Source organism: Eudoraea sp., assembly GCF_049669105.1.
Lineage (GTDB): Bacteria > Bacteroidota > Bacteroidia > Flavobacteriales > Flavobacteriaceae > Eudoraea.
Map to the genome: position 1 here is coordinate 1 of NZ_JBATKE010000254.1, position 23,442 is coordinate 23,442.

The 23,442-nt window shown below is 39.7% G+C and carries 24 protein-coding genes; 17 read left to right on the forward strand and 7 right to left on the reverse strand.

Annotated features, from left to right (window positions below; all coding sequences use genetic code 11):
* Positions 1–240: 240 nt before the first annotated feature.
* The 6 genes from WBM60_RS17715 to WBM60_RS17740 all read left to right on the forward strand — a co-directional run bounded on the left by WBM60_RS17715 (position 241) and on the right by WBM60_RS17740 (position 7,958).
* Positions 241–2,538, forward strand: a complete 2,298-nt coding sequence (locus WBM60_RS17715) for a TonB-dependent receptor domain-containing protein (RefSeq protein ID WP_424264253.1) — start codon at positions 241–243, stop codon at positions 2,536–2,538.
* A 555-nt stretch (positions 2,539–3,093) separates the two neighbouring features.
* Complete coding sequence (locus tag WBM60_RS17720; protein WP_424264251.1) at positions 3,094–3,798, forward strand: esterase family protein; 705 nt, start codon at positions 3,094–3,096, stop codon at positions 3,796–3,798.
* A 15-nt stretch (positions 3,799–3,813) separates the two neighbouring features.
* The gene (locus WBM60_RS17725; RefSeq protein WP_424264255.1) at positions 3,814–4,779 is read left to right on the forward strand and encodes an ATP-grasp domain-containing protein; all 966 of its coding nucleotides are present in this window, start codon (positions 3,814–3,816) and stop codon (positions 4,777–4,779) included.
* Positions 4,780–4,828: 49 nt separating this feature from the next.
* A complete protein-coding gene (locus tag WBM60_RS17730; RefSeq protein WP_424264249.1) occupies positions 4,829–5,923 on the forward strand; it encodes a carboxylate-amine ligase in 1,095 nt (364 codons plus the stop codon).
* A 13-nt stretch (positions 5,924–5,936) separates the two neighbouring features.
* Positions 5,937–6,755, forward strand: coding sequence for a type 1 glutamine amidotransferase (locus WBM60_RS17735; protein ID WP_424264247.1), 819 nt, complete (start codon positions 5,937–5,939; stop codon positions 6,753–6,755).
* 6 nt (positions 6,756–6,761) lie between these two features.
* Complete coding sequence (locus WBM60_RS17740; protein WP_424264245.1) at positions 6,762–7,958, forward strand: hypothetical protein; 1,197 nt, start codon at positions 6,762–6,764, stop codon at positions 7,956–7,958.
* Between the two features lie 4 nt (positions 7,959–7,962).
* On the opposite strand, the gene WBM60_RS17745 is transcribed toward WBM60_RS17740, so the two are convergent.
* Genes WBM60_RS17745 through WBM60_RS17755 form a run of 3 tightly spaced genes read right to left on the reverse strand, consistent with a single transcriptional unit; the run spans position 7,963 to position 11,354 of the window.
* Positions 7,963–9,165 carry an ATP-grasp domain-containing protein gene (locus WBM60_RS17745; protein ID WP_424264243.1) on the reverse strand — a complete coding sequence of 401 codons (1,203 nt, stop codon included), beginning with the start codon at positions 9,163–9,165 and terminating at the stop codon, positions 7,963–7,965.
* A gap of 5 nt (positions 9,166–9,170) precedes the next feature.
* On the reverse strand, positions 9,171–10,577 hold the full coding sequence (locus tag WBM60_RS17750) for a leucyl aminopeptidase family protein (RefSeq protein WP_424283435.1): 1,407 nt from the start codon (positions 10,575–10,577) through the stop codon (positions 9,171–9,173).
* A gap of 3 nt (positions 10,578–10,580) precedes the next feature.
* On the reverse strand, positions 10,581–11,354 hold the full coding sequence (locus WBM60_RS17755; RefSeq protein WP_424264239.1) for an alpha/beta hydrolase: 774 nt from the start codon (positions 11,352–11,354) through the stop codon (positions 10,581–10,583).
* Between the two features lie 365 nt (positions 11,355–11,719).
* Here WBM60_RS17755 and WBM60_RS17760 point away from each other — a divergent pair, with 365 nt between their 5' ends.
* The 4 genes from WBM60_RS17760 to WBM60_RS17775 all read left to right on the forward strand — a co-directional run bounded on the left by WBM60_RS17760 (position 11,720) and on the right by WBM60_RS17775 (position 14,952).
* Positions 11,720–12,091: a VOC family protein gene (locus WBM60_RS17760; RefSeq protein ID WP_424264237.1), complete on the forward strand. Its 372-nt coding sequence runs from the start codon at positions 11,720–11,722 to the stop codon at positions 12,089–12,091.
* Between the two features lie 72 nt (positions 12,092–12,163).
* A complete protein-coding gene (locus tag WBM60_RS17765; protein WP_424277434.1) occupies positions 12,164–13,213 on the forward strand; it encodes a proline iminopeptidase-family hydrolase in 1,050 nt (349 codons plus the stop codon).
* A gap of 263 nt (positions 13,214–13,476) precedes the next feature.
* Entirely contained in the window at positions 13,477–13,860 is a 384-nt protein-coding gene (locus tag WBM60_RS17770; protein WP_424264233.1) for a group III truncated hemoglobin, read from the forward strand.
* A 96-nt stretch (positions 13,861–13,956) separates the two neighbouring features.
* Positions 13,957–14,952: a sterol desaturase family protein gene (locus WBM60_RS17775; protein ID WP_424277435.1), complete on the forward strand. Its 996-nt coding sequence runs from the start codon at positions 13,957–13,959 to the stop codon at positions 14,950–14,952.
* Between the two features lie 184 nt (positions 14,953–15,136).
* Here the strand turns inward: WBM60_RS17775 and WBM60_RS17780 are convergent, their stop codons facing one another.
* The gene (locus WBM60_RS17780; protein ID WP_424264229.1) at positions 15,137–16,105 is read right to left on the reverse strand and encodes an aldo/keto reductase; all 969 of its coding nucleotides are present in this window, start codon (positions 16,103–16,105) and stop codon (positions 15,137–15,139) included.
* A gap of 167 nt (positions 16,106–16,272) precedes the next feature.
* Between WBM60_RS17780 and WBM60_RS17785 the strand changes: the two genes are divergently transcribed.
* The 7 genes from WBM60_RS17785 to WBM60_RS17815 all read left to right on the forward strand — a co-directional run bounded on the left by WBM60_RS17785 (position 16,273) and on the right by WBM60_RS17815 (position 20,929).
* Positions 16,273–17,037: a DUF481 domain-containing protein gene (locus WBM60_RS17785; RefSeq protein ID WP_424264227.1), complete on the forward strand. Its 765-nt coding sequence runs from the start codon at positions 16,273–16,275 to the stop codon at positions 17,035–17,037.
* Between the two features lie 175 nt (positions 17,038–17,212).
* Positions 17,213–17,542: a YtxH domain-containing protein gene (locus tag WBM60_RS17790; protein ID WP_424264225.1), complete on the forward strand. Its 330-nt coding sequence runs from the start codon at positions 17,213–17,215 to the stop codon at positions 17,540–17,542.
* 8 nt (positions 17,543–17,550) lie between these two features.
* The gene (locus tag WBM60_RS17795) at positions 17,551–17,892 is read left to right on the forward strand and encodes a hypothetical protein (RefSeq protein WP_424277729.1); all 342 of its coding nucleotides are present in this window, start codon (positions 17,551–17,553) and stop codon (positions 17,890–17,892) included.
* Positions 17,893–18,102, forward strand: a complete 210-nt coding sequence (locus WBM60_RS17800; protein WP_424283436.1) for a hypothetical protein — start codon at positions 17,893–17,895, stop codon at positions 18,100–18,102.
* Between the two features lie 144 nt (positions 18,103–18,246).
* On the forward strand, positions 18,247–19,065 hold the full coding sequence (locus WBM60_RS17805) for a 3-keto-disaccharide hydrolase (protein WP_424264219.1): 819 nt from the start codon (positions 18,247–18,249) through the stop codon (positions 19,063–19,065).
* 62 nt (positions 19,066–19,127) lie between these two features.
* Positions 19,128–20,087, forward strand: coding sequence for a 2-hydroxyacid dehydrogenase (locus WBM60_RS17810; RefSeq protein WP_424264217.1), 960 nt, complete (start codon positions 19,128–19,130; stop codon positions 20,085–20,087).
* An 89-nt stretch (positions 20,088–20,176) separates the two neighbouring features.
* Entirely contained in the window at positions 20,177–20,929 is a 753-nt protein-coding gene (locus tag WBM60_RS17815; RefSeq protein ID WP_424264215.1) for an SDR family oxidoreductase, read from the forward strand.
* A 16-nt stretch (positions 20,930–20,945) separates the two neighbouring features.
* Here the strand turns inward: WBM60_RS17815 and WBM60_RS17820 are convergent, their stop codons facing one another.
* From WBM60_RS17820 to WBM60_RS17830, 3 genes are all read right to left on the reverse strand, one after another.
* Complete coding sequence (locus WBM60_RS17820) at positions 20,946–21,455, reverse strand: c-type cytochrome (protein WP_424280107.1); 510 nt, start codon at positions 21,453–21,455, stop codon at positions 20,946–20,948.
* A 6-nt stretch (positions 21,456–21,461) separates the two neighbouring features.
* The gene (locus tag WBM60_RS17825; RefSeq protein WP_424264210.1) at positions 21,462–22,778 is read right to left on the reverse strand and encodes a PQQ-dependent sugar dehydrogenase; all 1,317 of its coding nucleotides are present in this window, start codon (positions 22,776–22,778) and stop codon (positions 21,462–21,464) included.
* A 104-nt stretch (positions 22,779–22,882) separates the two neighbouring features.
* The coding region (locus tag WBM60_RS17830) for a Gfo/Idh/MocA family protein (RefSeq protein WP_424283437.1) at positions 22,883–23,442 on the reverse strand (560 nt) is incomplete at its 5' end.

Consider the following 23,442-nt stretch of genomic DNA (forward strand, 5'->3'; position numbering starts at 1 on the left):
TTGAGTTATTAAAAAATGAGATTGTACTATTTTTTAACACCATAAATACCACTAAATTTTTAAAATCTTCCCTTAAAAACCCACGGTTACCTCAGTACCTCAATCTGTACAGTTTTAATTTTGAGGAAAGCATTATCAATCCTCCTCGGACCTAGGAATGCTATTTCACTCATATTTGACCAACCCGCTACCAAATAGCTGGTTGGCCGTATTCCTATATATCAAATAAAAACTAGAAAAATGCACTTGAAATACATTTTATCGCTTGCAGTATTACTGCTGGGACAACGTATTATTGCCCAAAATTTTAGCGGACAGATTGTTGATGAAAATACAAATAAGGCCCTGGCCGGAGCACATGTTTTAACCGAAACAGGAGATGCCACATATACAGACAGTGATGGTAATTTCAAAATAAATATCGCCACCAATGGAACAACGATAACCTTATCCTTTATGGGTTATAATAACCTGGAACAATTTGTAAAACCAGGCACAGAAAAGATTATTTTTTTAATGGGTGAGGCCCCCATTCAAATAGATGGCGTTCTCATTACAGGTAATTTGAAGACAGACCCTGTACTAACCCTTGAATCCAATGACTTCGTAAAAAAAATTGTTCAACCCAGGAATGTTGCCGACCTGTTCAATGATATCAATGGCTTTTCATTGATCAAACGAGGTAATTACGCCATCGACCCCAGCTTCAGGGCTTCACAATACGAGCAGTTGAATGTCCAATTTGATGGAGGTACCAAGGCCATGCACGCCTGTCCTAATCGTATGGACCCCATAACAACACACGTCATCCCTGAAGAAATTGAAAAGATTGAAATCATAAAAGGACCTTATACGGTGCGTTATGGAGCCACATTTGGCGGTATTGTCAATATGGTTACTCATATCCCAACTGTTAAGGACTACGGTTTGAGTGGAAATGTGAATGGGGGCTACGAGAGCAATGGTAATTCTGTAGTTACCATGGCGCGAATACAACAGGCTACGAAAAAGTACGATATTATGGGGAATATTGGTTTTAGGGATTTTGGCAATTATAAAGATGGGGATGGTACTGAAATTCCATCTTCTTTTCGAAGTCTGGACTATGGTATCAGAGCAGGGTACAATTTGACCCAAAATCAACGCTTGCAGGTCCATTGGCGACAGTCGTTTGGCAGGGATGTGCTGCATGCCGGACTGCCCATGGATACGGATGAGGACAATAGCAGCATATTATCCTTAGATTACAAATTAACCGGACTTAAGGGTGTTCTAAAAAACCTGGATGCTAAACTCTATTATAGCTATGTAGATCATATTATGAGCAATAAGAAAAGGCCCAGCTTTATTATGACAGAAGCCGTTTCGGCCATTGATGCCACAACGGCCGGCGGAAAAGTAGAACTGAAGTTAAAACCCGTTAATAAGTTAATCCTTTATACAGGAATCGATCTTCTGAATATAGCTCGCGATGGTCAACGCACCCGATTGGTAAAACGTAATATGATGGGTCCTTTGCCTTCTCCTGTAGAATTTATTGATAAGGTTTGGCAAGACTCTTATATCAATGATATTGGCTTTTTTGTTGAAAGCAAATATCCTCTTTCTGAAAATACAATGCTAACTGCGGGTTTACGGTACGATCTTGTTACTTCCAACATAAAGGACCCAGAAGCGGATTTTTCCGCTTTATATCCTAATTTGGGTAAACGCATGGAGCATAATATAAGTGGAACAGTATCTATTAAATATGCCCCTGTAGAGCAGTTTATTATGGAAGTTGCTTATGGCAGAGGCGTACGTTCGGCAAACATGATAGAACGATTTATCAATCATTTTAATGTGGGACAAGACCCGTATGAATACATTGGCAACCCTAATTTGGATGCCGAAGTGAATAATCAATTTGAAGTAGGCTTTAATGGTAAGTTGCCTATGTCTGGTGTAAATTGGGATACATTTAATTATGGCACTTCCTTTTATTATGCATTTTACGACAACTATATCCTGGCGGTAATTGACGAATCCCTGACCCGAAAATTTATGCCAAACCTGCCACCTGTAAACCCAAAAGTATTCCGAAATTTGGAAGCTGCCTATAAAACCGGGTTTGAAATAACAATGGGAGTAGATTTCTTAAAGAACTTCAATTTTACGACCAATCTAGCCTATGTATATGCCAAGAACAAAGATTTGAATGAATCTTTGCCTTTAGTACCTCCTTTTACAACGAACTTTAGACTTGGTTTTGAAAAGGATAAATTTTGGGTAAATGCAAATTATACCTTGACCTCCAGACAAGAAAATATAGCAGAATCTTTTGGAGAAACAAGTACGCCGGGTTACAATGTTTTTGATCTGCGATTGGGGGTCATTCCTATTAAAAATCTAACTTTGGGGGTTGCGGCTTTAAATGTATTTGATGTGACATATTACAGCCATTTAAATTTTTCATTCAGGAATCAGGCAAATTTTGGGAATGTTCGGATAAATGACCCTGGAAGAAACCTAACAGCTTTTGTACAGTATAAGTTTTAATTAATACTTAAAAGTTAAGGAGATAAACTTAAGAAGAACTGAGGCAAATCCCCAAAACGAAAGAATTTACCTATTTTAGGCTTTACAACCAGCATGATTTGATTTAAAAGCAGCTTCTTGCCATAAAACTGATACATACGTTGATCTGGATGTTCTTTGTAGCTGTAATTTTTTATGTGGTATACTCCGGATGCTATTAATACCTATACTTGGCTTGGGATAGCGCTAATTATTGGTGAAGGAATAATTCTTTTACTATTCAAAATGTTTTGCCCATTGACTGTTTTAGCAAGGAAATATTCGGATTCTCAAAAAGACAACTTCGATATTTTTCTTACAAATTGGTTAGCGAAACATAACAAGTTAATTTTTACAACTATCTTTCTAATCGGACTAGTATTGGTTGTGATACGAACATTATTTTGAAAACTTTGCAATCTTAAGAGAAAAAGAGTAAAGCGGCGTGTGTCAGTGGCTTTTTACTTATAAATATGTATGATTTAAAGGAAAAAAACTATCTTGGCATTTCTGATGTTATATAATTAATTTAAGCTATTGCAAGAAGAGTATTCCAAATGGTATTCCCCTACTTTAAGCAGGGATATTGAAATGTTGGTTTTTGGCCACGCAGGCTATCCCGTTATTCTGTTTCCTACTACTTCGGGACGTTATTACGAGTGTAAGGATTTTGGGCTCATAGAATCTGCTCGTTGGTTTTTAGAACAGGGACTCGTTCAGATTTATTGCCCGGACAGCATAAACGAACTTAGTTGGTACAATAAGGGTATCCATCCGGCGGAGCGTGTTAAAAACCATATTTGGTATGATAAGTTTATCCTGGATGAGGTCGTGGGCGCTATCTGCCATCAGAAAGGTATTCCTAAAGTTGCTGTAGCTGGGCCTAGTTTCGGAGGGTTTCAGGCGGCGAACTTCGCTTTTAGACACCCTGAGAAAGTTAGCCATATGTTCAGCATGAGCGGCTCCTTCGATATCAAATCATTTATGGACGGATATTATGACGACAATGTGTTTTTCAATAATCCGGTAGATTACCTGCCCGGTTCTAACCATCCGGACCTCTGGAATATGAAGATCGTACTTGGTGTTGGCGAATGGGATATCTGTCTAGATGCAAACAAGCACCTGGCGCGTATCCTTGGTGAAAAGAACATCCCGTTTTGGTGGGATGAGCGCAAGTGGGCAGAGCATGACTGGCCAATCTGGAAACAGATGTTTCCGGAATATCTTTCAAAATTATAAGTATTTAAAATCCGTATTATGAAAAAAATAGGAATCTTATTCGGTAAGGAAAACTCCTTTCCACAGGCGTTTATTCAAAGGGTAAATGAAAAAGGGGTTAAGGATATTACCGCCGAGGCGGTAAGTATAGATATTGTAGAGCAGGCTAAACCCACAGACTATGCGGTCATTATTGACAGGATTTCACAGGATGTTCCCTTTTATAGAGCCTATCTAAAGAATGCAGCCATTACAGGAACTGCGGTGATCAACAACCCATTTTGGTGGAGTGCAGATGAAAAATTCTTTAACAATGCACTGGCAGTAAATGTAGGGGTCCCGGTACCAAAAACGGTTATATTACCGTCTTCATTTCGTCCTGATGATACGGATGAAAATTCCTTCCGTAACCTGAAGTTACCTATGAACTGGGATAAAATGTTTGAATCTATCGGTTTTCCTGCCTATATGAAACCGCATTCCGGTGGAGGCTGGAAGAGTGTTTACCGGGTTAATGATCCTGAAGACCTCTGGGCAAAACATGCCGAAACAGGTCAGTTAGTCATGATGCTTCAGGAAGAAATTCAATTCAAGGAGTATTTCCGTTGTTATGTATTGGGTACAGACAATGTGCATATCATGCAGTATGAACCGCGGAATCCACATCATTTGCGTTATGTTATTGACGGGCCCGAGGTAGATCCGGCAATTCTGGATACTGTTAAAAAATATTGTATTCGCCTATGCAAGGCTCTTGGTTATGATTTCAATACGGTAGAATTTGCGGTCCGGGATGGTATTCCATATGCCATTGATTTTTGTAACCCGGCACCCGATGCAGACATTAATTCTGTAGGCCAGGCCAACTTCGACTGGATTGTAGAGAACGCGGCCAATATGGCCATTGAAAAGGCGCAAGCCTATAAAAAAGGCAAGATGAATCTTACTTGGGGAACTTTTGTAAAAGACCAGATCACTGGAAAAAAAACCCCTCTTAAGTAGGAGATCGTTGTGAATTTTTATAAGATGAACAAAATATACCCAAGCGGATATGGAATTTACACTAGGGATTGAAGAAGAATATCAGGTCATTGATCCGGAAAGCAGGGAATTAATTTCCCACGATCAGCAGATTGTCTTAGAGGCTGAAAAACAACTGAGTGAACAGGTAAAAGCAGAAATGCACCAGGCTGTGGTTGAAGTGGGGACCAATATTTGTAAAGATATTAAGGAGGCTCATGCTGAACTTACGCTTCTGAGACGGTCTATATCCGAAATCGCTAACGGACTGGGCTTTAAAATTGGTGCGGCAGGGACCCATCCATTCTCTGAGTGGGAAAAACAGCTCATTACACCAAATCCAAGATATGATGAGATAGTATTGGAATTGCAGGATACCGCCAGGTCTAACCTTATTTTTGGCCTACATGTACATGTGGGTATTACAGATAAGGCACTGGCACTCCATCTTACTAATTCTATGCGTTACTTTTTGCCGCATTTATATGCTCTTTCGACCAATTCCCCTTTTTGGGAAGGCAGGAACACAGGCTTCAAATCATATCGGTCTAAAGTGTTCGATAAATTTCCAAGAACAGGTATTCCGGGTGTCTTTAATAGTTTAAGTGAGTATGAGAGCTATGTGAATTTATTAGTGAAAACGAAATGTATTGACAATCCCAAGAAGATCTGGTGGGATATCAGGATACACCCCTTCTTTCCTACCCTGGAGGTTAGAATCTGTGACGTGCCTTTGACCATAGAGGAGACTATAACCATAACCGCTGTAATACAAGCATTGGTGGCTAAATTGCATAAACTTAAGTCACAAAACCTTAATTTTATCCTCTATCACAGAGCGCTTATCAATGAAAATAAATGGCGTGCCGGCCGTTACGGCCTGGATGGGAAAATGATTGATTTTGGTAAAGAATGTGAAGTAGATACCAAGGTGATCATGGAGGAATTATTGGAATTCATAGACGACGTAGTAGATGACCTTGGATCGCGGAAAGAAGTTGAAAATGTGAGGGAAATGATGAAACGGGGGACCGGTGCAGATAGGCAATTAGCCGTTTATGAAGAAACCAAAGATCTCATTAAGGTAGTAGACTATATAACAGAACAAACTTTACTGGGAACGTAATAAAATGTGTAAAATGGAGAAATCCAAGGGGAGAATAGCAGTTTTGGATATGAATGCAAATGTCCCCAATCAGGGGCTGGGTCTTATTGTCGAGATTGTAAAATCATTTGAAAACCTTAGTACCTTCGAAGTTTTTGATGTTCGCGGTAAGAATGAGCTGCCGGACACTTCGTTTGATATATATATTTCAAGTGGCGGACCCGGAAGCCCATTGGAGGAAGGCCCATGGCGTGAGCCTTATCTGGAATTGGTTCAAAATATTTGGGAGTTCAACAAGACCTCAGCGCATCAAAAGAAATACTTTTTCTTTATTTGCTATTCTTTTCAACTGGTTTGTAATTATTTTGAGCTAGGGACTATTAAAATTAGGAAAAGGACGTCCTTCGGTATCCTTCCAGTTCACAAGACCAAGGCAGGGTTAAAAGATCCTTTACTGGAAGGCCTGGACGATCCTTTTTATGCTGTTGATTCCCGCGACTGGCAATTGGTACAACCCAGGTTGAAAGTCTTTAAGGAACATGGAGCGACCATCCTTAGCCTCGAAAAAATACGTACCCATGTGGAACTTGAACGTGCCATCATGGCGGTTCGATTTTCAGATGAATTCGTGGGCACACAATTCCATCCGGAGGCAGAACCTGTAGGAATGAAAATCCATTTTTCTCAGGAGAAGAACAAACAAATTGTGATTAAAAATTTTGGAGAACAAAAATACGATGATATGATGGAGCATATGGATGATCCCGATAAGATTATGAAAACTCATGCCGTGATTCTTCCAAAATTCATTGCAAACGCATTGGAACAGGTTTCCCGACAACTAATTTATTAGATCTCCATGATAAAAGAATATCGAAAGGCGTACATTGAAGAATTCACTCAAGAAAAGTACCAGGCTTTAATGGATGACCTGAAACAGCGATTCGGAACGTTGCCTGGTTTCAAGGTTGCGGAAACCCCGATCTTTATTCCTCATAAGTTGCGTCAGCGTCTGTTCGACGCTACAGCAGACATTATGAAGGTAATAAACCGTCCGGATTTTAAGGAAATGACTCAGGGTGCCTTTTATAATGATGAAATTATTGTTCCTAACGAGGATGAACACCCAAAATTTATTCAACTTGATTTCGGCATCTGCCTGGATGAGCAGGGTGAACTCACCCCTAAACTGATAGAACTACAGGGATTTCCCTCTCTTTTTTATTACCAGGAAGCATTGGCAAGGGCTTACAGGAGGCATTTTGATATTCCCGAAGGATTTTCCATTCACCCCAACAGCATCACCCATGCAGAATTCCTGGAACTCCTGCGTTCAGAAATTGTTGGAGATACAGATCCAAAACAAGTGGTAATACTGGAAGTAGAGCCCGAAAAGCAAGCCACCGCTATCGACTTTAAGGCTACGGAAATCAGGCTTGGGGTCAAGACCCTGTGTCTCACAAAACTAAAAAAGCGTGGTAAAACCCTTTTCTACCTGGATGAAGATGGTAAAGAAGTGAAAATAGAAAAGATTTACAACCGGGTTATTTTTGATGAACTCTACCAGCGACCGGAGCTTAAAAGGGAATTTCATTTTGTGGATGAGGTGGATGTGGAGTGGATTGGCCATCCGAACTGGTTCTTCCGGATAAGTAAGTATTTGATGCCCTTTTTAAAAGGTGATTATGTTCCAAAATCGTACCTGCTCGATAAGTTGGAAGTACTGCCCGAAGACCTTCAAAATTATGTCCTGAAACCACTGTATTCCTTTGCCGGAACCGGTGTACAAATTAATGTGACGAAAGAAATCATTGATGCACTGCCCAATAAGTCAAATTATATGCTTCAGGAGAAAGTCGCCTATCACCCCGTTGTAGATACCCTGGATGTTCCTGCTAAATGTGAGATACGAATTATGTTGATTCGAAGCAGCAAAACCAATTCAATGCAGATTATCAGCAATTTGGTACGTTTAAGTAAAGGTGAAATGGTTGGAGTAAGATACAATAAGGACAGGACCTGGGTAGGCAGCAGTGCCGGCTTCTTTGAGATTTAAACGTTCACTCATGAAGTTTGTCCGGAGCGGGGGAGCTGGCATGAAAATCGTGAGCTATCCGCTGTGTATAGGTGTCCAATAACTCCAAAACACGTTCACTGTTATCAGACACCACTATAAGGCCAATATGCCAGGGTTTATTCATTCTCCATACAATTTCAGGATCATTGAACCCATTGGTGTCAGGATGTTCAAAGCGGCTTAATGACACCACAATACCCGCATACTTATTGATAATCTTTGGCAATTTATAAACTGTTTTCCTAAGCGTTGCTGTTTCAACTCTTGCCCATTCTTTCCACAAATTTACACCGGAAGCAAATTCTACCATTTCAGCCAGATTGGCCCCGCCAACCCTGGAGGAGGTTTCAAGAAAGAAAAGTGCCCCTGTTTCTTTAGACTCGATGAACTCTGTGTGGGAGGCTCCATACTTCATTCCAAAAGCCTTCATAACCTGTGCGTTCATCTTTGATAGGCCCTGTTCCGGTTCAGTTCCTATTTCACAGCTCGCAGATCGGAAAACTCCACCGCCATGGGCAACATCAAAAGGCGTATCGAGGTATTTACTCACTCTGGAAAAAATGACATTACCATCTATTTGAAGTCCATCTACATGATAGACATTTCCCGGCGCAAATTTTTCTATCAGGTAATTGTCTCTTTCATCACCGAGTGCATGCACTTTTTCCCATAGGTCGTTATTATTGTGTAATTTCTTTATCCCGGCTGCAGAAGCTTCAGATCGCGGTTTTAACAACCATGGCGGATTCACGGTATTTGCAAAATTATTAATATCCGAATCATTAAAAAGCGCAGTGAATTGCGGCACGTTTATACCTTCATCCCTGGCTTTAAAACGCATGGCCAGTTTATCCCGGAAATGACGTGCAGTTGTACTGCCCATGCCTGGCATCCGGAAGTGCTCCCTTAATGCCGCTACGCGCTCTACATCAAAGTCGTCCAGAGCCACAAAACGATCGAACTTGATAGACCGAAACTTATAGGCAACCCCTTTTTGTACATCTGTATCATTCCACTGCTCAACATAAAATACATCGTCTACAAACTCCCAGGGCCAGTCTTCCTTGTCCAGCTTTTTTAGGGTTAACAGGTATACATTATTTCCTTCCGCTTTACAGCTTTTCAGAAAGTCTACTCCTTTAAAATAGGTGGAGATACAGAGAAAATTAAGCGTTGGTCCCGGCATTATTTCTAAATTGAAGTTTTAATATACTCCAAAATGAGTTGAACTCCAAAGCCTGTGCTGCTTTTCATTTTGGCATAATGGGAATCCCCAAAAGCCACCCCGGCTATATCGAGGTGCATCCAGTGTTTATGATCATCTGTAAACGCCTGCAGAAATTTGGCAGCCATAATGGCTCCGGCAATGGGCTTCCCACTGAAATTCCGAAGGTCTGCTATATCTGACTGCAGATCGGTTTCAAACTCTTCATAAAGGGGTAATTGCCATACACGCTCGTTTACCCGGTTTCCAATATCCGACATTCTAGTCGCCATTTCAGTGTCGTTAGTAAACATCCCGGCAGCAGAATATGCCAAGGTACGTACAACGCTTCCGGTAAGGGTAGCCAGGTCTATGACCTGATGCGGTTGAAATTGCTTAATTATATAACTCAGACCATCGGCCAGCACCAGGCGCCCTTCCGCATCAGTGTCAATAATCTCAATACTCTTTTTTGAATATGAGTTTATGACATCTCCTGGTCTGTAGCTTTTTGAATCAACGGCATTCTCTGCCGAAGCTACTACCCCCACTATATTTATGTTCAGGTTCATGCGGGCTACAAGTTCTACTACACCCAGGACCACTGCGGCACCTCCCATGTCACTTTTCATATAGTGCAGGTTTTGGGATGGTTTTATAGATAATCCGCCGGTATCAAAAGTAATCCCTTTCCCAACCAGACCGATATCAATCCCTGCACCAGGTTTAGCAATATATTCAGTGACTATCACCACCGGAGGGTTTTCACTTCCACGGCCCACCGCAAGAACGGCATCGAAACCTTGTTCTTTCAGTTCACTTTTCCCGAGCAGCGTGCATTTATACTTGTTCTGCTCTGCAGATTCTTTGGCCCAGTTACCAAGATATTCGGGTGTTTTATGATTCGCCGGAGCATCTATAAGAGACTTGATTCGGTTAATAGTAGTTCCTATAATGGCCCCTTCATTAATAACTCTGGTAATGTCCCCGTTACCCATAACCTGAACTTCCGTTTCTGTCTCGTCTTTTTGTTCTGTTTTAAAACGTCCAATCTGGTAAGTCCCCATTTCCAGGCCAATAACAGCTTTTTGTAGTTCTTCATCATTCACAGTTGCAGCGTGTAACTGCATGTCGGCCTTCCAGTATTTTTTAGTATCAAAACATAATTTCTGGAAAGCCTTATCGATCTTTGCCGCATCCTTTTCCTCACCAATCCCCAGAGCGTAAATTCTGTTTCCGGCTTTCCCGTAAAAAGTCTGATAGGTAGCGTGTTCACCTTCAAAATCGGGTGTAATATTACCGGTGAACTCCTTAAGCAGGTCCAGTTGATTTTTGCGACAAGGCAGAATAAGATCTTTATCGGGATTCAATTGCTCAATAGATATATATTTCATAAGTTATGATTCAAAAAACAGCCATTTAACGGCCAATGGAAATTCTTCTCTCCAGTAAATCTCAGCATGATTGCCATCTTCGTTTACCGAGAAATGGAAATCGATGGCATGCCCATCTACCATTTTTTTTCGGATGATGGCCTCCAGTTTTTGTGCGTTGGGCAAATGTTCCTTACTTTCCTTTCCCCCTGCGTATAAATAGATCTTAGCCTTCTCCAGCGGCTCAAATGATCGGGTATGATCAAAGATCATTTTGGATATCCAGAGGCTGGGTGAAAAGATCATCATCTTTCCAAATACGCCCGGGTGGGAGAGGCCGGCATAAAAACTAATTAAGCCGCCCATAGAACTTCCCCCAATACCTGTGTGTTCAAAATCGGGCAGTGTTCTGTAATGTTTATTCACATAAGGAATAAGTTTCTCCAGCATAAACTCAATATAGAACTTGCCTTTCCCCTCGCCAAACCTCGGATGGTAATAAGGAAGATATTCGATAATCCGTTCCTCTTCTCCATGGTCTATGGCGATAATTATTATATCGCTGAATCCTTTTTCTGCAAGCTTGGCCATTGACTTATCCACAGCCCAGTCGCCAAAAGGGGCGAGTGGATTGAATAGGTTCTGACCGTCCTGCAGGTAAAGAACGGGGTAGTGTTTATCGGTTTTATAATAATCGTAAGGTAATAGTGCGGATATTTTTCTGGTGGCATTTAACTGGGGGATCTCGTAGGCTTCTTCTACAACTTCAATGATAGGCTGAAAGTCGGTCATCGTCATAAAGTGTCTATTAAAAAGCGAAAATACGCCAATAAGATTTCAAATATCAGCATCTTTTTGTGAATATATCAACAATGAGATGGGGATTAGTTAATTCACTAACCGAGAAAGAAATTTTGCTCAAAATACAACCTCGGTTTTGTGATATGTTACTCTTAAGGCCAGATCCATGGATGCGGCAACAATCACCTGCTATATCCCCTCTGTATATTGCGAATCTTTAATTCGCTTAAATTTAGTAACTTCCATCGTAACAAATAAAACATGATCATTATATAAGAGGTGAATCATTTAGCTGATTTAAGAAAACCTACTGAACAAATTGACCGAATTCAACAATAAATTTTACGCAAAAGGAAAACAAAATGAAATTAGGAGCATTTTCAATAAGCCTTAGTGTCAAGGACATTAACGCTTCAAAGGAGTTTTACGAATCTCTGGGGTTTAAGGTATTTGCAGGGGCCTTTGAACAGAATTATCTCATAATGAAAAACGAAGATTCACTTATCGGGCTATTCCAGGGCATGTTTGAAAATAACATCATAACTTTTAATCCCGGATGGGACACCAATGCCAATACGCTTGAAAGTTTTGATGACGTACGGGAAATTCAGAATGAACTCAAAGAAAAAGGGGTTTCTTTACTCAATGAAACAGATGTAAATACTACCGGCCCCGGAAGTTTCATGCTTCTTGACCCGGATGGAAATACTATTCTTATCGATCAGCACGTATAGCAAATAACTAAGTTCCCTGAACTCTTCAAAAGTGAAATTCATTAATTTATAATTAACCTGAACCTAAAAGACATGAAAAATTTGAGCTTAATTATTTCCTTATTTCTAATCCTCCAAAGCTGTACAAATAAACATGAAGCACAAAAGGCAAATGTCCAAAAAAGCAATTATTTAGATTATTCTGATCGTGATGATAAATTAAGCGGAGGTGTAAAGATGATACCGATTCAAACGACTGCAGGAGAGTTTAAGGTTTGGACAAAAAGAGTTGGTAACAATCCAAAGATGAAAGTATTATTACTTCACGGTGGGCCGGGTTTTACACATGAGTATTTAGAAGTTTTTGATTCTTACTTCCCGAAAGCTGAAATTGAGTATTACTATTATGATCAGTTGGAATCTTTTTATAGTGACCAGCCTAATGATAGCAGTTTATGGAGTGTAGACAGATATGTTGATGAGGTAGAACAAGTGCGAAAGGCGCTTGGTTTAAACTCAGATAATTTTTATCTCTATGGAAGTTCCTGGGGCGGCATTTTGTGCATGGAATACGCACTGAAATACCAGCAAAACTTAAAAGGGTTAATTGTTTCTAACATGATGGCTTCTATTCCGGATTATATGACCTATGCCAATGAAGTCATTGGGCCACAACTTCCTGCAGCCATACTAAAAGAAATCAGAGATTTGGAGGAAAAAGGGGATTATGAAAATCCCAGATATTCAGAATTAATCTATGCTAATTTTTATCCTGAACATGTGTTGCGCATGCCTTTGGAAGAATGGCCAAATCCTGTAAATCGGGCATTTGCCCATGTAAATATGGATTTCTATGTTACCATGCAAGGCCCTAGTGAATTTGGGGTTGTAGGAGATGCAAAGTTGAAGAATTGGGATATTAAAGCAGAACTTTCAAAAATTTCGGTTCCTACCTTAACTATCGGTGGCGCCCATGACACCATGGATCCTAAGCATATGGAATGGATAGCTTCGGAAGTTCAGAATGGACAATACTTGCATTGCCCCAATGGGAGTCATTTAGCTATGTATGATGATGCAGAAAACTATTTTAAAGGTTTAATTGAATTTATTGTTAATGTAGACATGGAACAGGCGAAATAATAGTGATTCATGATAAAGCAGCAAAAATGAGATTATCCATACTGGTATTGGTCCCTAAAGAAAGGTGATCATGTTAGACGCCTTAGCAGTGAATTTAAGGGGAGGTAGTTTGCATTACATAAGTTTGCATCAACCTGAATTACAAACAAATTAAAGAAAAAAAAATTTGATACATAGCAGTAGTACTAACCCCCACTGATGCAAATAATAGTTTAATAGTTGTATTCAAAAATTTAAATAAGCCGTTTATTTAATTCGTACAAATGGGAGATATAGAAAACAGGAAGGATATAGAACATTTGGTAAACGAGTTTTACACTAAAGTTCTTAAAGATGATAAAATAGGATTCTTTTTTAACGAAATAGCTCATATAGACTGGGAAAAGCATTTTCCTATTATGTATGACTTCTGGGAAACCATATTATTCGATACCATGAAATATAAAGGAAATCCCATGACTAAACATATTGTACTTAGTAAAAAGGAACCAATGACTTCAGAGCATTTCGAAAGGTGGCTATTGCTTTGGAATCAAACGGTTAATGAAAATTTTAAGGGCGACAGGGCTTCTGAGGCAATAAAAAGGGCTAAGATGATAGCAGACCTAATGAAATATAAAACTGTTCATAGTAGTAATAATGCTTAAAAATAACTACTACATGGAATATGGGAAAGTTGATTTAAAAAAGTATCTTGAAATCTGGCTTCTTAAAATAATTTAACAAATAGTGAGATCGTTTTAATGGAGATTCTGGAAACACTTTACAACGAACTGATTGGTTTTCTAGGCATAACCCAGGTTCTGGAACTACTAAAAGCAGGCGATTACGAGGCCTTTAAAACCTATGATGGAATTGTTTCTCTTATAGTTCCTATTATTCCACTGCTGGTAATCCTTGAGCTGATTTTAGGGCTTATCTATAAAAATCCTCAGGCCAAGGTATATAAAGTCAACTTTCTTATTTACATCTTTAATAGGTTTGTAGGCAGATTTATTGCCATAGCTATGGTTGCCTTGTGTATTGGCCTTTTCCAACATCTGGCTCCCTTTCAAACCAGTTTTACCTGGTATTGGTTTATCTATGGTTACATAATTTGGGAGTTTGGGCATTTTCTCTATCATTACTGGGGCCACAAAGTACGGCTGTTCTGGTGTCTGCATTCTACACATCATGCCCCGGAAAATATGAATCTTACGGTAACATACGCCCACTTCTTTTTAGAAGCCCCATACGCCGATACTATTCGTACAACCGTTTGTATTTTGCTGGGTGTGCAGCCCGAACTCTTGTTCTTAATCATGTTTATAGACGGTACCTATGGGGCATTTATTCATGTGGGCGAAAACCTGATAAAAGATGGCAGGCTTGGCTTTTTAAATAAGGTAATCCTAACACCTTCCCACCATAGGGTACACCATGCCCGCAACCCGCTTTATATGGATACTAATTTTTGTAATCTCCTGAATATCTGGGACCGGGCTTTTGGCACTTACCAGGATGAAGATAAGGCCATTAAAGTTGAATACGGAATTACCCGAAAAATGGATTCAGGAAATTTCCTTGATGTCTACTTTGGAGAAATTGTGGCCTTATTCAAAGATGTCTATAAGGCTCCAGGTCTAAAAAATAAATTATTATATGTGGTTATGCCTCCTGGGTGGGATCATATGGGCGAGCACAAAACTGCTAAAATTGTTCGTGAGAATTATCTCATTTCACAGAAGGTAAAGAATTAAATAAATACAAAAAAAGCAGATGTCCCCACCTGCTTATATAAACTAACTCAAACTACATAAATAAGAACGTTTCCTTTTAAAGGCTTCCCAAAAATAAGAGGCCTATACTATCTTGAAGTTAAGTTAACTAAAACAATAGGTTACCATTAGCGCCTTTTTTAAGTCCTCTAAAACCTGGCTCTTTTTATAAGTTATTTATCCGCCATGCCAAAATCTCTTCTATTGCCCCTATTTCAGCTTTTGTCAGGGACAATTCACCTGCTTTGGCAGTTTCTTCTATTTGCCCAGGGCTACGGGCACCCACAATGGCTGCAGTTACTTCTTTGTTCCGCAATACCCAGGCAAGTGAAAGCTGAGACAGGGTAATACCTTTATTATCTGCTATTTCTTTAAGTTGCCCGATTGCCTGAAGATTTACGCTCAACTGGGGTTCAATAAAAAAAGGATGCCGGCTGCGCCAATCTGAGTCCGGCAGGCTGGTAGCTCTTTCTTTAGTAAATTTCCCGGTGAGCAATCCGGCCTGCATAGGGCTGTAGGCAATAATCCCAATCTGGCTAGAGCCACAATAAGCCATAATTTCCTCTTCAATTTCGCGACGAAGCATACTATAGGGCGGTTGCAGAGAGGTAATAGAATGAATGGCCTGCGCTCTTTTAAGTTGGTCCAGGCTAAAATTAGAAACACCAACATAACGTACCTTTCCCTCTTTGACCAATTGCGCCATGGTGTCCCAACCTTCTTCAATCTCCTCATCCGGCTCAGGCCAGTGAATCTGGTATAGATCTATCACTTCTATGGCCAAACGTTTCAGGCTTGCTTCTACCTCCCGCCGTATACTATCTGCTCTCAGTGATTTACCTATCTCCCGGCTGTCACCTTCCCAAACCCGTCCGCATTTGGTTGCGATGATTACTTCATTCCTGATTCCTTTAATTGTCCTGCCTACTACTTCTTCTGAATGGCCATGACCATAGATTGCGGCCGTATCTATCCAGTTGATCCCTTGATCTAGTGCCGCGTGAATGGCCTTTACAGAAGCCAAATCGTCCTGAGGCCCCCAGCCAAATTTCCAGTCTCCGCCACCCATCGCCCAGGTTCCCAGACCAATGGTTGTAAGATAAAGCTCGCTATTACCTAATTTGCGTGTTTGCATAACTTTAATTTTGAAAGGTAATAAAGATACTTATCCCTTTACACAATTCCATACGAAGTTCAATACCTTCTTATGATATGCCCTTGGTACATTCTTCTATTCTCAGTTTCATTGCTCTTAAGTTGAATAAAAACCACTATTTTTAGACTGCCAACCATTATAACTGCATGCGATTACATTTCCTTTTTTTAATTCTATTGTTTTCGGGAGCTACTTCACTTTATGCACAAGTGGTGAATATAGAGTCTGCCAGAATGCAAACCGATTCTGTGAGATTTGTTTTGAGTAATGATTTTTCATTTAGGTATAATGATAATGACGGCAACTATATCTTCGAAGTAAGCGACGCTATATACACACAGTTAAAATCAAAGGATTTTCGAAAGTTGTATTTTTTTCTGGCCAATTTTGGCCTTATCCGATCTAAAGGGGAGGATTTTTCAAATAACTGGTTGGTGCATCTACGATTTAATTACCGGCTTACGCGTGTCATTAGACTGGAGACCTTTATTCAAAGTCAGGGCAATCAATTATTAGATGTAAGTGGCAGACATTTGTTGGGGGTAGGCTTACGTTTTAAGGCAATAGCAACTGAAAACGTTAGGTTGTATTTAGCAAATTCCTATATGTATGAACTGGAAATAAGTGACGCCCTAAACCAAAATTTTTATAACCACCGGAATAATACCTATATGTCATTTTCCTTCAAACTGCCAAATAGTAAAATTATTCTTACCAACATACTCTATTATCAGCCCCTATATAAAGATATTAGTAATTATAATATCTCGGAACAGTTCAAAATTGAGGTTCCCCTTAATGAAAAAATAAGCGTGAATAGTTCCTTCTATTATTATTTTGACAGCCAGACTCCAGGTAACAGGTCCCAGTACACCTCAACTTTTTATATCGGAATCGGCATCAATATTTGACAGAGGTTTGGGCTAATTATTTTGACTCCTTGTCCAAAAACAGGTTTTAATTCCTTATGGATCATATTCGCTGTGCTTATGATGCGTTGGATTATTTGAATTATACTCTGGCATGTTTAAAGCCCAAAGTTGTATCTTTATTTGTTCATCATCTAAATAATTTAAAATTTAAACTATGGATAATTCAGGGAACACCTTAATTGGATTAATTGCCGGTGCAGCCATAGGCGTTGCACTTGGGGTATTGTTTGCTCCTGACAAAGGAGAGGTTACACGAAAAAAATTGGCAGAAGAAGCTGAAGCTGCCAGGGCAAATCTTTCTGAAACCGCCAGTGATTTAAAAGAAAGAGTAGAGGATGCGCTCTCTTCGGAATCGGAAACATTAGAGAGCCGTATGGAAGGACTGCTTTCAGATGTGAGCTACAAGGCAGACGATGTTATTTCTGCTTTGGAAAAAAAATTAGCTGAATTAAAAGCCAGAAATAAAAAATTACAGAAATCTTAAAAATGAGTATGCTAGAATCACTTAATGAGACTTCTGATAAAGCCATGAATCTTGGCGAGGAGTATATCAGTAAAACCCAGGAATATTACGAACTTAAAGTATTTCAGCAACTTACGGCGACTACCAGTATGTTTTGCAAAGCCGCAATATTAGGGAGCCTTGGTTTTTTAGTAATAATTTTATTGATCGTTGCCGGCACTTTAGCTTTAAACAACCTTGTAGACAACATGATCTATGCCTGTTTGATTAGTGCCGGAATTTTATGTTTGTTAGGAGCCATTATTTATGCCTTTAGATTTCGAATAGAAAACATTATTGTTCGAAGTATGTCAAAACAATTTTTCAATTAAATGAAGCAGTATAATAATAGTAAAGAAATAAATCACGAACTAAAACGCCTGAGGCTGGAAAGGCAGATTGCATGGGAAGAAATAAAGGGTCTTAAAGGAGATTTTAAGGAAAGTTTACAACCCTATAATTGGTTTGGACCGATTCTGTCTTCTGCTAAAAAATATGGGATACTTTATTTTATTGGTTTATTGTTTAAAAAGAAAAAATAAGGATAATTGTTATTTTTATTTGCCTGTTGGTTAGGTTTATACAATAGTATAAGTCACCCAAAGTATTTGGCCGGCCTAATTCCCATGGTATACACTTCATTATGTTATGGTTACATTTTAAAAACCAGCTAAAATTTAATTATTATGAAGCGTTTTGTCTACGTGTTATTCCTTTGTTTTTTATTTATAACTTCCTGTAAAGAGAAAAAATCTACTTCCCAAGAAGAAGAATCTGGGCTTGTTGAGCAAAAAACAGCGCTAAACAATTGGAAACCTTTGTTTAACGGCTCCGACTTAGATGGCTGGACAATGAAAATTACAGGACATCCTTTAGGAGAAAATTTTGGAAATACTTTTCGGGTTTCAGATGGTATTTTGAGTATTCGTTACGACGCTTATGGCGATGATTTCAACAATAGGTTTGGAGCTTTATATTTTAATGAGAAATTAGCAAACTACAGATTAAAAGTAGAATACCGGTTTGTAGGAGAAACAGCTCCCGGAGCACCTGAATGGGGGTTTAGAGATAGTGGTGTTCAATTCCATTCTCAGTCCCCTGCATCTTTAAAAGAGGATCAGCCATTTCCTGTTTCCCTGGAATATAATCTGCATGGCGGCAATGGAACTGAGGAAAGACCCGTAGGCCAAATTTGTGCAAACGGCATCTTTGTGGAGATAAACGGGAAACAAAATTCCAGTTATTGTACCCCTCCAACCGTAAAAAGAACATTTCACGGGGATCAATGGGTGACTTTGGAAATAGATGTAAATAATGGTAATATAACTCACTTTGTAAATGGGGAAGAAATATTAAGTTATGAAAACCCAACTTATAATCCTGAGCACGAAATAGCAAAAACACTTATGGTTAATGGTGATGCACGGGTAAAAGATGGATATATTTCATTGCAATCTAACAGCCATCCCATAGATTTCAGGAAAATAGAGCTTTTGAAGTATTGAAGACGCAATAACAAGTCAAAGCTAAAAAGTTAAGTCAAATCTATTTTCGCAATATTCTACCAATGAAAGTATTAGTCTCTTTGAATATTCCACCTATTGGCATAGAAATGCTCCGCAACGAGGGGCTGGAAGTTACCGTTTGGACAGATGATAACCCGATGACCGATGAGCAACTTACGCTTGCCACACAAAAACATGACATTCTGCTTTCCACCAGTACATATAAAATAGACAGTGTCTTTTTAGAAAGGAACAAGCACCTGAAATTAATCTCGCAATTTGCAGCAGGTTATGACAATATCGACCTAAAAAAAGCAGGAGAATTGGGTATCCCTGTCGCAAATACTCCCAATGCTATGGTTGATGCCACAGCCGATATTGCTTTTGCTCTTATGCTGGCCGTGTCCAGAAAGATGTTCTTTATGCATAAAAAAATAATCGATAATGATTGGGGGCCGTTTCGTCCACAGGCAAATTTAGGATTGGAATTAAAAGGAAAGACTATTGGGATTTTTGGCATGGGCCGAATAGGTACGGAGTTTGCAAAACGCTGTGCAGGGGCATTTGATATGAAAATACTTTACCATAATCGCCATCGAAATAAGGAAGCCGAAAAGAATTTTCAGGCCACTTATGTCTCTTTTGATGATCTATTGAAACAGAGCGATGTTCTTTCCGTTCATTGCGCACTTACAACCGCTACTAAAAATAGATTTAACTATGATGCCTTTAGAAAAATGAAGTCTAGTGCTATCTTCATAAATACCGCGAGGGGGGGTATCCATAAGGAAAAAGATCTTATTAAAGCTTTGCAGGATCAGAGCATTTGGGGAGCGGGCCTTGACGTAACTAATCCGGAACCAATGGCAGCAAACAATCCTTTATTACAGCTCGAAAATGTAGCGATTACACCACATATAGGATCTGCCACTATAGAAGCCCGAAATGAAATGTCACGGCTTGCTGCTTTGAATATTATTCAATTAGCCAGGGGAGAACCCATTCAAAATCGGGTGGTATAGGAATTTGATGGGTTAGCCCTTAATCTGAAATAATTATAGGGTTGTATCTTGAAGTAGCGGGAATAGTAAAATCTAATTTGTAATTAACGATGAATCAAAAATCAAAAATTGCCATAGTCACTGGTGCAGGGTCTGGTATAGGTAGAGCTGTAGCCATAGCCTTAAATAATGACAGATGGACGGTAGTACTGGCGGGAAGGCAGGAAAAGAATCTCCTTGAAACGGCAGCTTCGTGCAATAATTCGGATACTTTAGTTGTGCCAACCGATGTTAAAAATCCGGAAAGTGTAAAAAATCTTTTTGCTCAAATTCTAAAGACGTATGGTCGGCTGGATTTACTTTTCAATAATGCAGGCGTTAGTGCCCCTGTAAAGCCAATGGAAGAACTTACCATAGAAGAATGGAAGCATGTGATTGATACAAATTTAAATGGAGTCTTTTTCTGTACACAGGAAGCATTCAGAATTATGAAATCTCAGGACCCAATGGGAGGACGAATAATAAACAATGGTTCACTTTCGGCACATGTCCCGCGGCCGTACTCTGCACCCTATACGGCAAGTAAGCACGGGGTAACAGGCTTAACCAGATCTACTTCCCTGGATGGCCGGGCATACAACATTGCCTGTGGACAAATTGATATCGGGAATTCCAAAAGTGAAATGACAAAAAAGATGGAAAAAGGAACGCTACAGGCTGATGGTTCCTATAAAACAGAACCTACAATGAACCCTGAAGACGTTGGCCGTACCGTAGTTTATATGGCCGGTTTGCCTCTAAATACCAATGTCCCATTTCTCACCGTTATGGCCAATAAAATGCCCTATATTGGCAGGGGCTAAAACGTTGACACCCGCGCTATTTTTTAGTTGCTGATCTAAAAGAAGTTACTTCTTCTACGGTAATTGGTTCTGCTTTATTCCCAAAACTATTTCGTATGTAAGATGCCACATTGGCTATTTCTTTATCTCCCAGCATTCCATAACCCTGCATTACATTAGCATATTCAGATGTATTGTCTTTTAGATTCGCTTCAGATCCCTTAATAATAATCTCCAACAACCTGTTTTTGTCTCCCAGCACATAGTCAGTTTGGGTGAGGGGAGGATTTAATCCGGAGACCCCTTTTCCATTAGCCTGATGACAGGTTAAGCACACTTGCCTGTATACCTTCCTGCCATCTGCCATGTAGGGTGGCAGCGCGGCTTCAGGCGTCTTGGGCGGTGATTTTGAAACAGTTTGAATTTGAGTTTTAGAAACCGGCTTGTTTTCTTTTTTGGATGAATAACAGCTATTCAATAAAACAATTAAACCAAGTCCAAAAAGAAAAATTGCAACCGTATGTGTACTTAAGTGACCTTTTCGCAATCTTATTTATTTTTTGTTGTATACAATTCTAAATAAAGTGCCGCCGGCATCGTCTGACACATACAGAGAACCGTCGGGGCCCTGGGCTAAACCGGTAGGTCTGTGATTCGCTTCGCTAGGGGAAGAAACTTCTTCTATGCCGGCAAAGCCATCAGCAAAAACTTGCCACTCCCCACTGGGTTTTCCGTCTTTAAAAGGCACAAAGGCAACCAAAAATCCTTTTTGCTTTTCAGGTGCCCTGTTCCAGGATCCATGAAATGCAATAAAAGCACCATTTTTGTAATCCTCGGGAAACATTTCTCCAGTATAGAAAAGCAGCGCATTAGGGGCAATATGGGCAGGAAAAGTAGCAATAGGATCTATAGCATTCTCGCCTGCTGTTTTTTTGCCATCGCCACCATATTCAGGTGATAAAATTTTCTTGTTCTGATAATGGTCATAATAAATATAGGGCCATCCGGCATCGTCACCCTCATTAATTATATACATGGTTTCTGCGGGTAAGTTGGCCGAGGTCTTTTGGTCAAAAAGATCCGGGTAGAGCGTATTTAACTGATCTCTTCCATGTTGAGTAACTACCAGCTTATTTAGTTGGAAATTCCAATCGAGCCCTACCACATTTCTTAAGCCGGTTGCATATCTTTTTCCTTCCCCGTAAGATTGTTTAAATTTATCTGACCTGAATTTCCATATGCCCCCCGCCGAATCAAGAATGGCGCAAGGCATCACTCCGGGTGAACCCAAAGTTCTGTCTGTTTCCTGGCAGGCATTGGAATAAGCCCCTATATTCACATAAATATTGCCGTCCCCATCCATAGTAAAGGATTTTGTAGCATGTGTTCTATAGGAAACCAATTTGGTCACCAGGGTATCTGGCGAATTCGTATCTGTTACTTCACCCTCAGCATTCAGTTTATACCTGAAAATCTCCTCATCGGATGACGCATATAAATAGTTCTTATCCAGATACATCCCGGTTCCTCCATAATCTGCAAACCCTTTTTTGGAATCAGCTATACCATCACCATCCTGGTCTTCAAGATAAATTATACCTTCTCCACCGATTGGTTTTCTTAACTTCAGGTAAACGCCCCCATTAGAATTAACAGCAATATGCCGCGGGGCCCCTAAAGAATCTGCTACCTTCATTACCCCAAAACCATCGGGAACCACTATCCCTTCGTTATCCGGGCTTATTTTTAAAACCGGCTCCTTTACAGAATTTTCCTGCTTCTCTTTGCACGCAGAAAATATCAGGATTACAATAAAGAGAAAGAGCCATTTTGCTCTTAAATCAAATAATTTATGTGAAGTTTTGGACATACTAATTGCATTTATGTTGTAAAATTATGTTGCTTTCTTTTTTAAAAGGTGTGCAATTTACAAAAAACGTTTGTGGTGAGCTTTAGTTTTTTTGGTAATCAGGTTCAGGTCAAATCTACCTTCTTTCCTGTTTTAACAGCATTGTAAATAGCATCAATTATTTTCATATCCTTAACACCTTCTTCACCATTTACAGGAATAACTGGTTTTTTGTTTTCTAAAATAATCCCTGCCATTTCATCCATCTGTACTGTTTGGTGAGTTATGTGGGCTGCCGTTAATTCTCCCTTATGCGTACGCGCTTTTATAGGTCCGTAACCTGTAGACGGCTGCATTTCGGCCCACCCGTCTATCCCGGCAAGGTAAAATCTATCCAGATGATTTACTGCATAGGTAGAAAGGCAAGAGGCCACAGCGCCCCCGGGGAATCCTAATTGAAACTGAATGGTTTCATCTATGCCTTCTTTAAATTTAACAGGATCGTTTTTAGTCTCCTGTGCTGTAACCCAAATAGGCTCTTCCCCTATCATGTAACGTGCCCCGTTAATGGAATAAATACCAATATCCATCATAGCTCCACCTCCTGATAGTTTTTTATTCAACCGCCATTGGTTGGGATCGCCAATTATAAAACCAGATTGCCCCTGAAAGAAAATGATCTTTC

Coding starts and splice junctions, on each gene's coding strand:
- WBM60_RS17715 (WP_424264253.1), top strand. CDS start 241: ATGCACTTGAAATACATTTTATCGCTTGCAGTATTACTGCTGGGACAA.
- WBM60_RS17730 (WP_424264249.1), top strand. CDS start 4,829: ATGGAATTTACACTAGGGATTGAAGAAGAATATCAGGTCATTGATCCG.
- WBM60_RS17735 (WP_424264247.1), top strand. CDS start 5,937: ATGGAGAAATCCAAGGGGAGAATAGCAGTTTTGGATATGAATGCAAAT.
- WBM60_RS17740 (WP_424264245.1), top strand. CDS start 6,762: ATGATAAAAGAATATCGAAAGGCGTACATTGAAGAATTCACTCAAGAA.
- WBM60_RS17745 (WP_424264243.1), bottom strand. CDS start 9,165: ATGCCGGGACCAACGCTTAATTTTCTCTGTATCTCCACCTATTTTAAA.
- WBM60_RS17750 (WP_424283435.1), bottom strand. CDS start 10,577: ATGAAATATATATCTATTGAGCAATTGAATCCCGATAAAGATCTTATT.
- WBM60_RS17755 (WP_424264239.1), bottom strand. CDS start 11,354: ATGACGATGACCGACTTTCAGCCTATCATTGAAGTTGTAGAAGAAGCC.
- WBM60_RS17760 (WP_424264237.1), top strand. CDS start 11,720: ATGAAATTAGGAGCATTTTCAATAAGCCTTAGTGTCAAGGACATTAAC.
- WBM60_RS17765 (WP_424277434.1), top strand. CDS start 12,164: ATGAAAAATTTGAGCTTAATTATTTCCTTATTTCTAATCCTCCAAAGC.
- WBM60_RS17770 (WP_424264233.1), top strand. CDS start 13,477: ATGGGAGATATAGAAAACAGGAAGGATATAGAACATTTGGTAAACGAG.
- WBM60_RS17775 (WP_424277435.1), top strand. CDS start 13,957: ATGGAGATTCTGGAAACACTTTACAACGAACTGATTGGTTTTCTAGGC.
- WBM60_RS17780 (WP_424264229.1), bottom strand. CDS start 16,105: ATGCAAACACGCAAATTAGGTAATAGCGAGCTTTATCTTACAACCATT.
- WBM60_RS17785 (WP_424264227.1), top strand. CDS start 16,273: ATGCGATTACATTTCCTTTTTTTAATTCTATTGTTTTCGGGAGCTACT.
- WBM60_RS17790 (WP_424264225.1), top strand. CDS start 17,213: ATGGATAATTCAGGGAACACCTTAATTGGATTAATTGCCGGTGCAGCC.
- WBM60_RS17795 (WP_424277729.1), top strand. CDS start 17,551: ATGCTAGAATCACTTAATGAGACTTCTGATAAAGCCATGAATCTTGGC.
- WBM60_RS17800 (WP_424283436.1), top strand. CDS start 17,893: ATGAAGCAGTATAATAATAGTAAAGAAATAAATCACGAACTAAAACGC.
- WBM60_RS17805 (WP_424264219.1), top strand. CDS start 18,247: ATGAAGCGTTTTGTCTACGTGTTATTCCTTTGTTTTTTATTTATAACT.
- WBM60_RS17810 (WP_424264217.1), top strand. CDS start 19,128: ATGAAAGTATTAGTCTCTTTGAATATTCCACCTATTGGCATAGAAATG.
- WBM60_RS17815 (WP_424264215.1), top strand. CDS start 20,177: ATGAATCAAAAATCAAAAATTGCCATAGTCACTGGTGCAGGGTCTGGT.
- WBM60_RS17825 (WP_424264210.1), bottom strand. CDS start 22,778: ATGTCCAAAACTTCACATAAATTATTTGATTTAAGAGCAAAATGGCTC.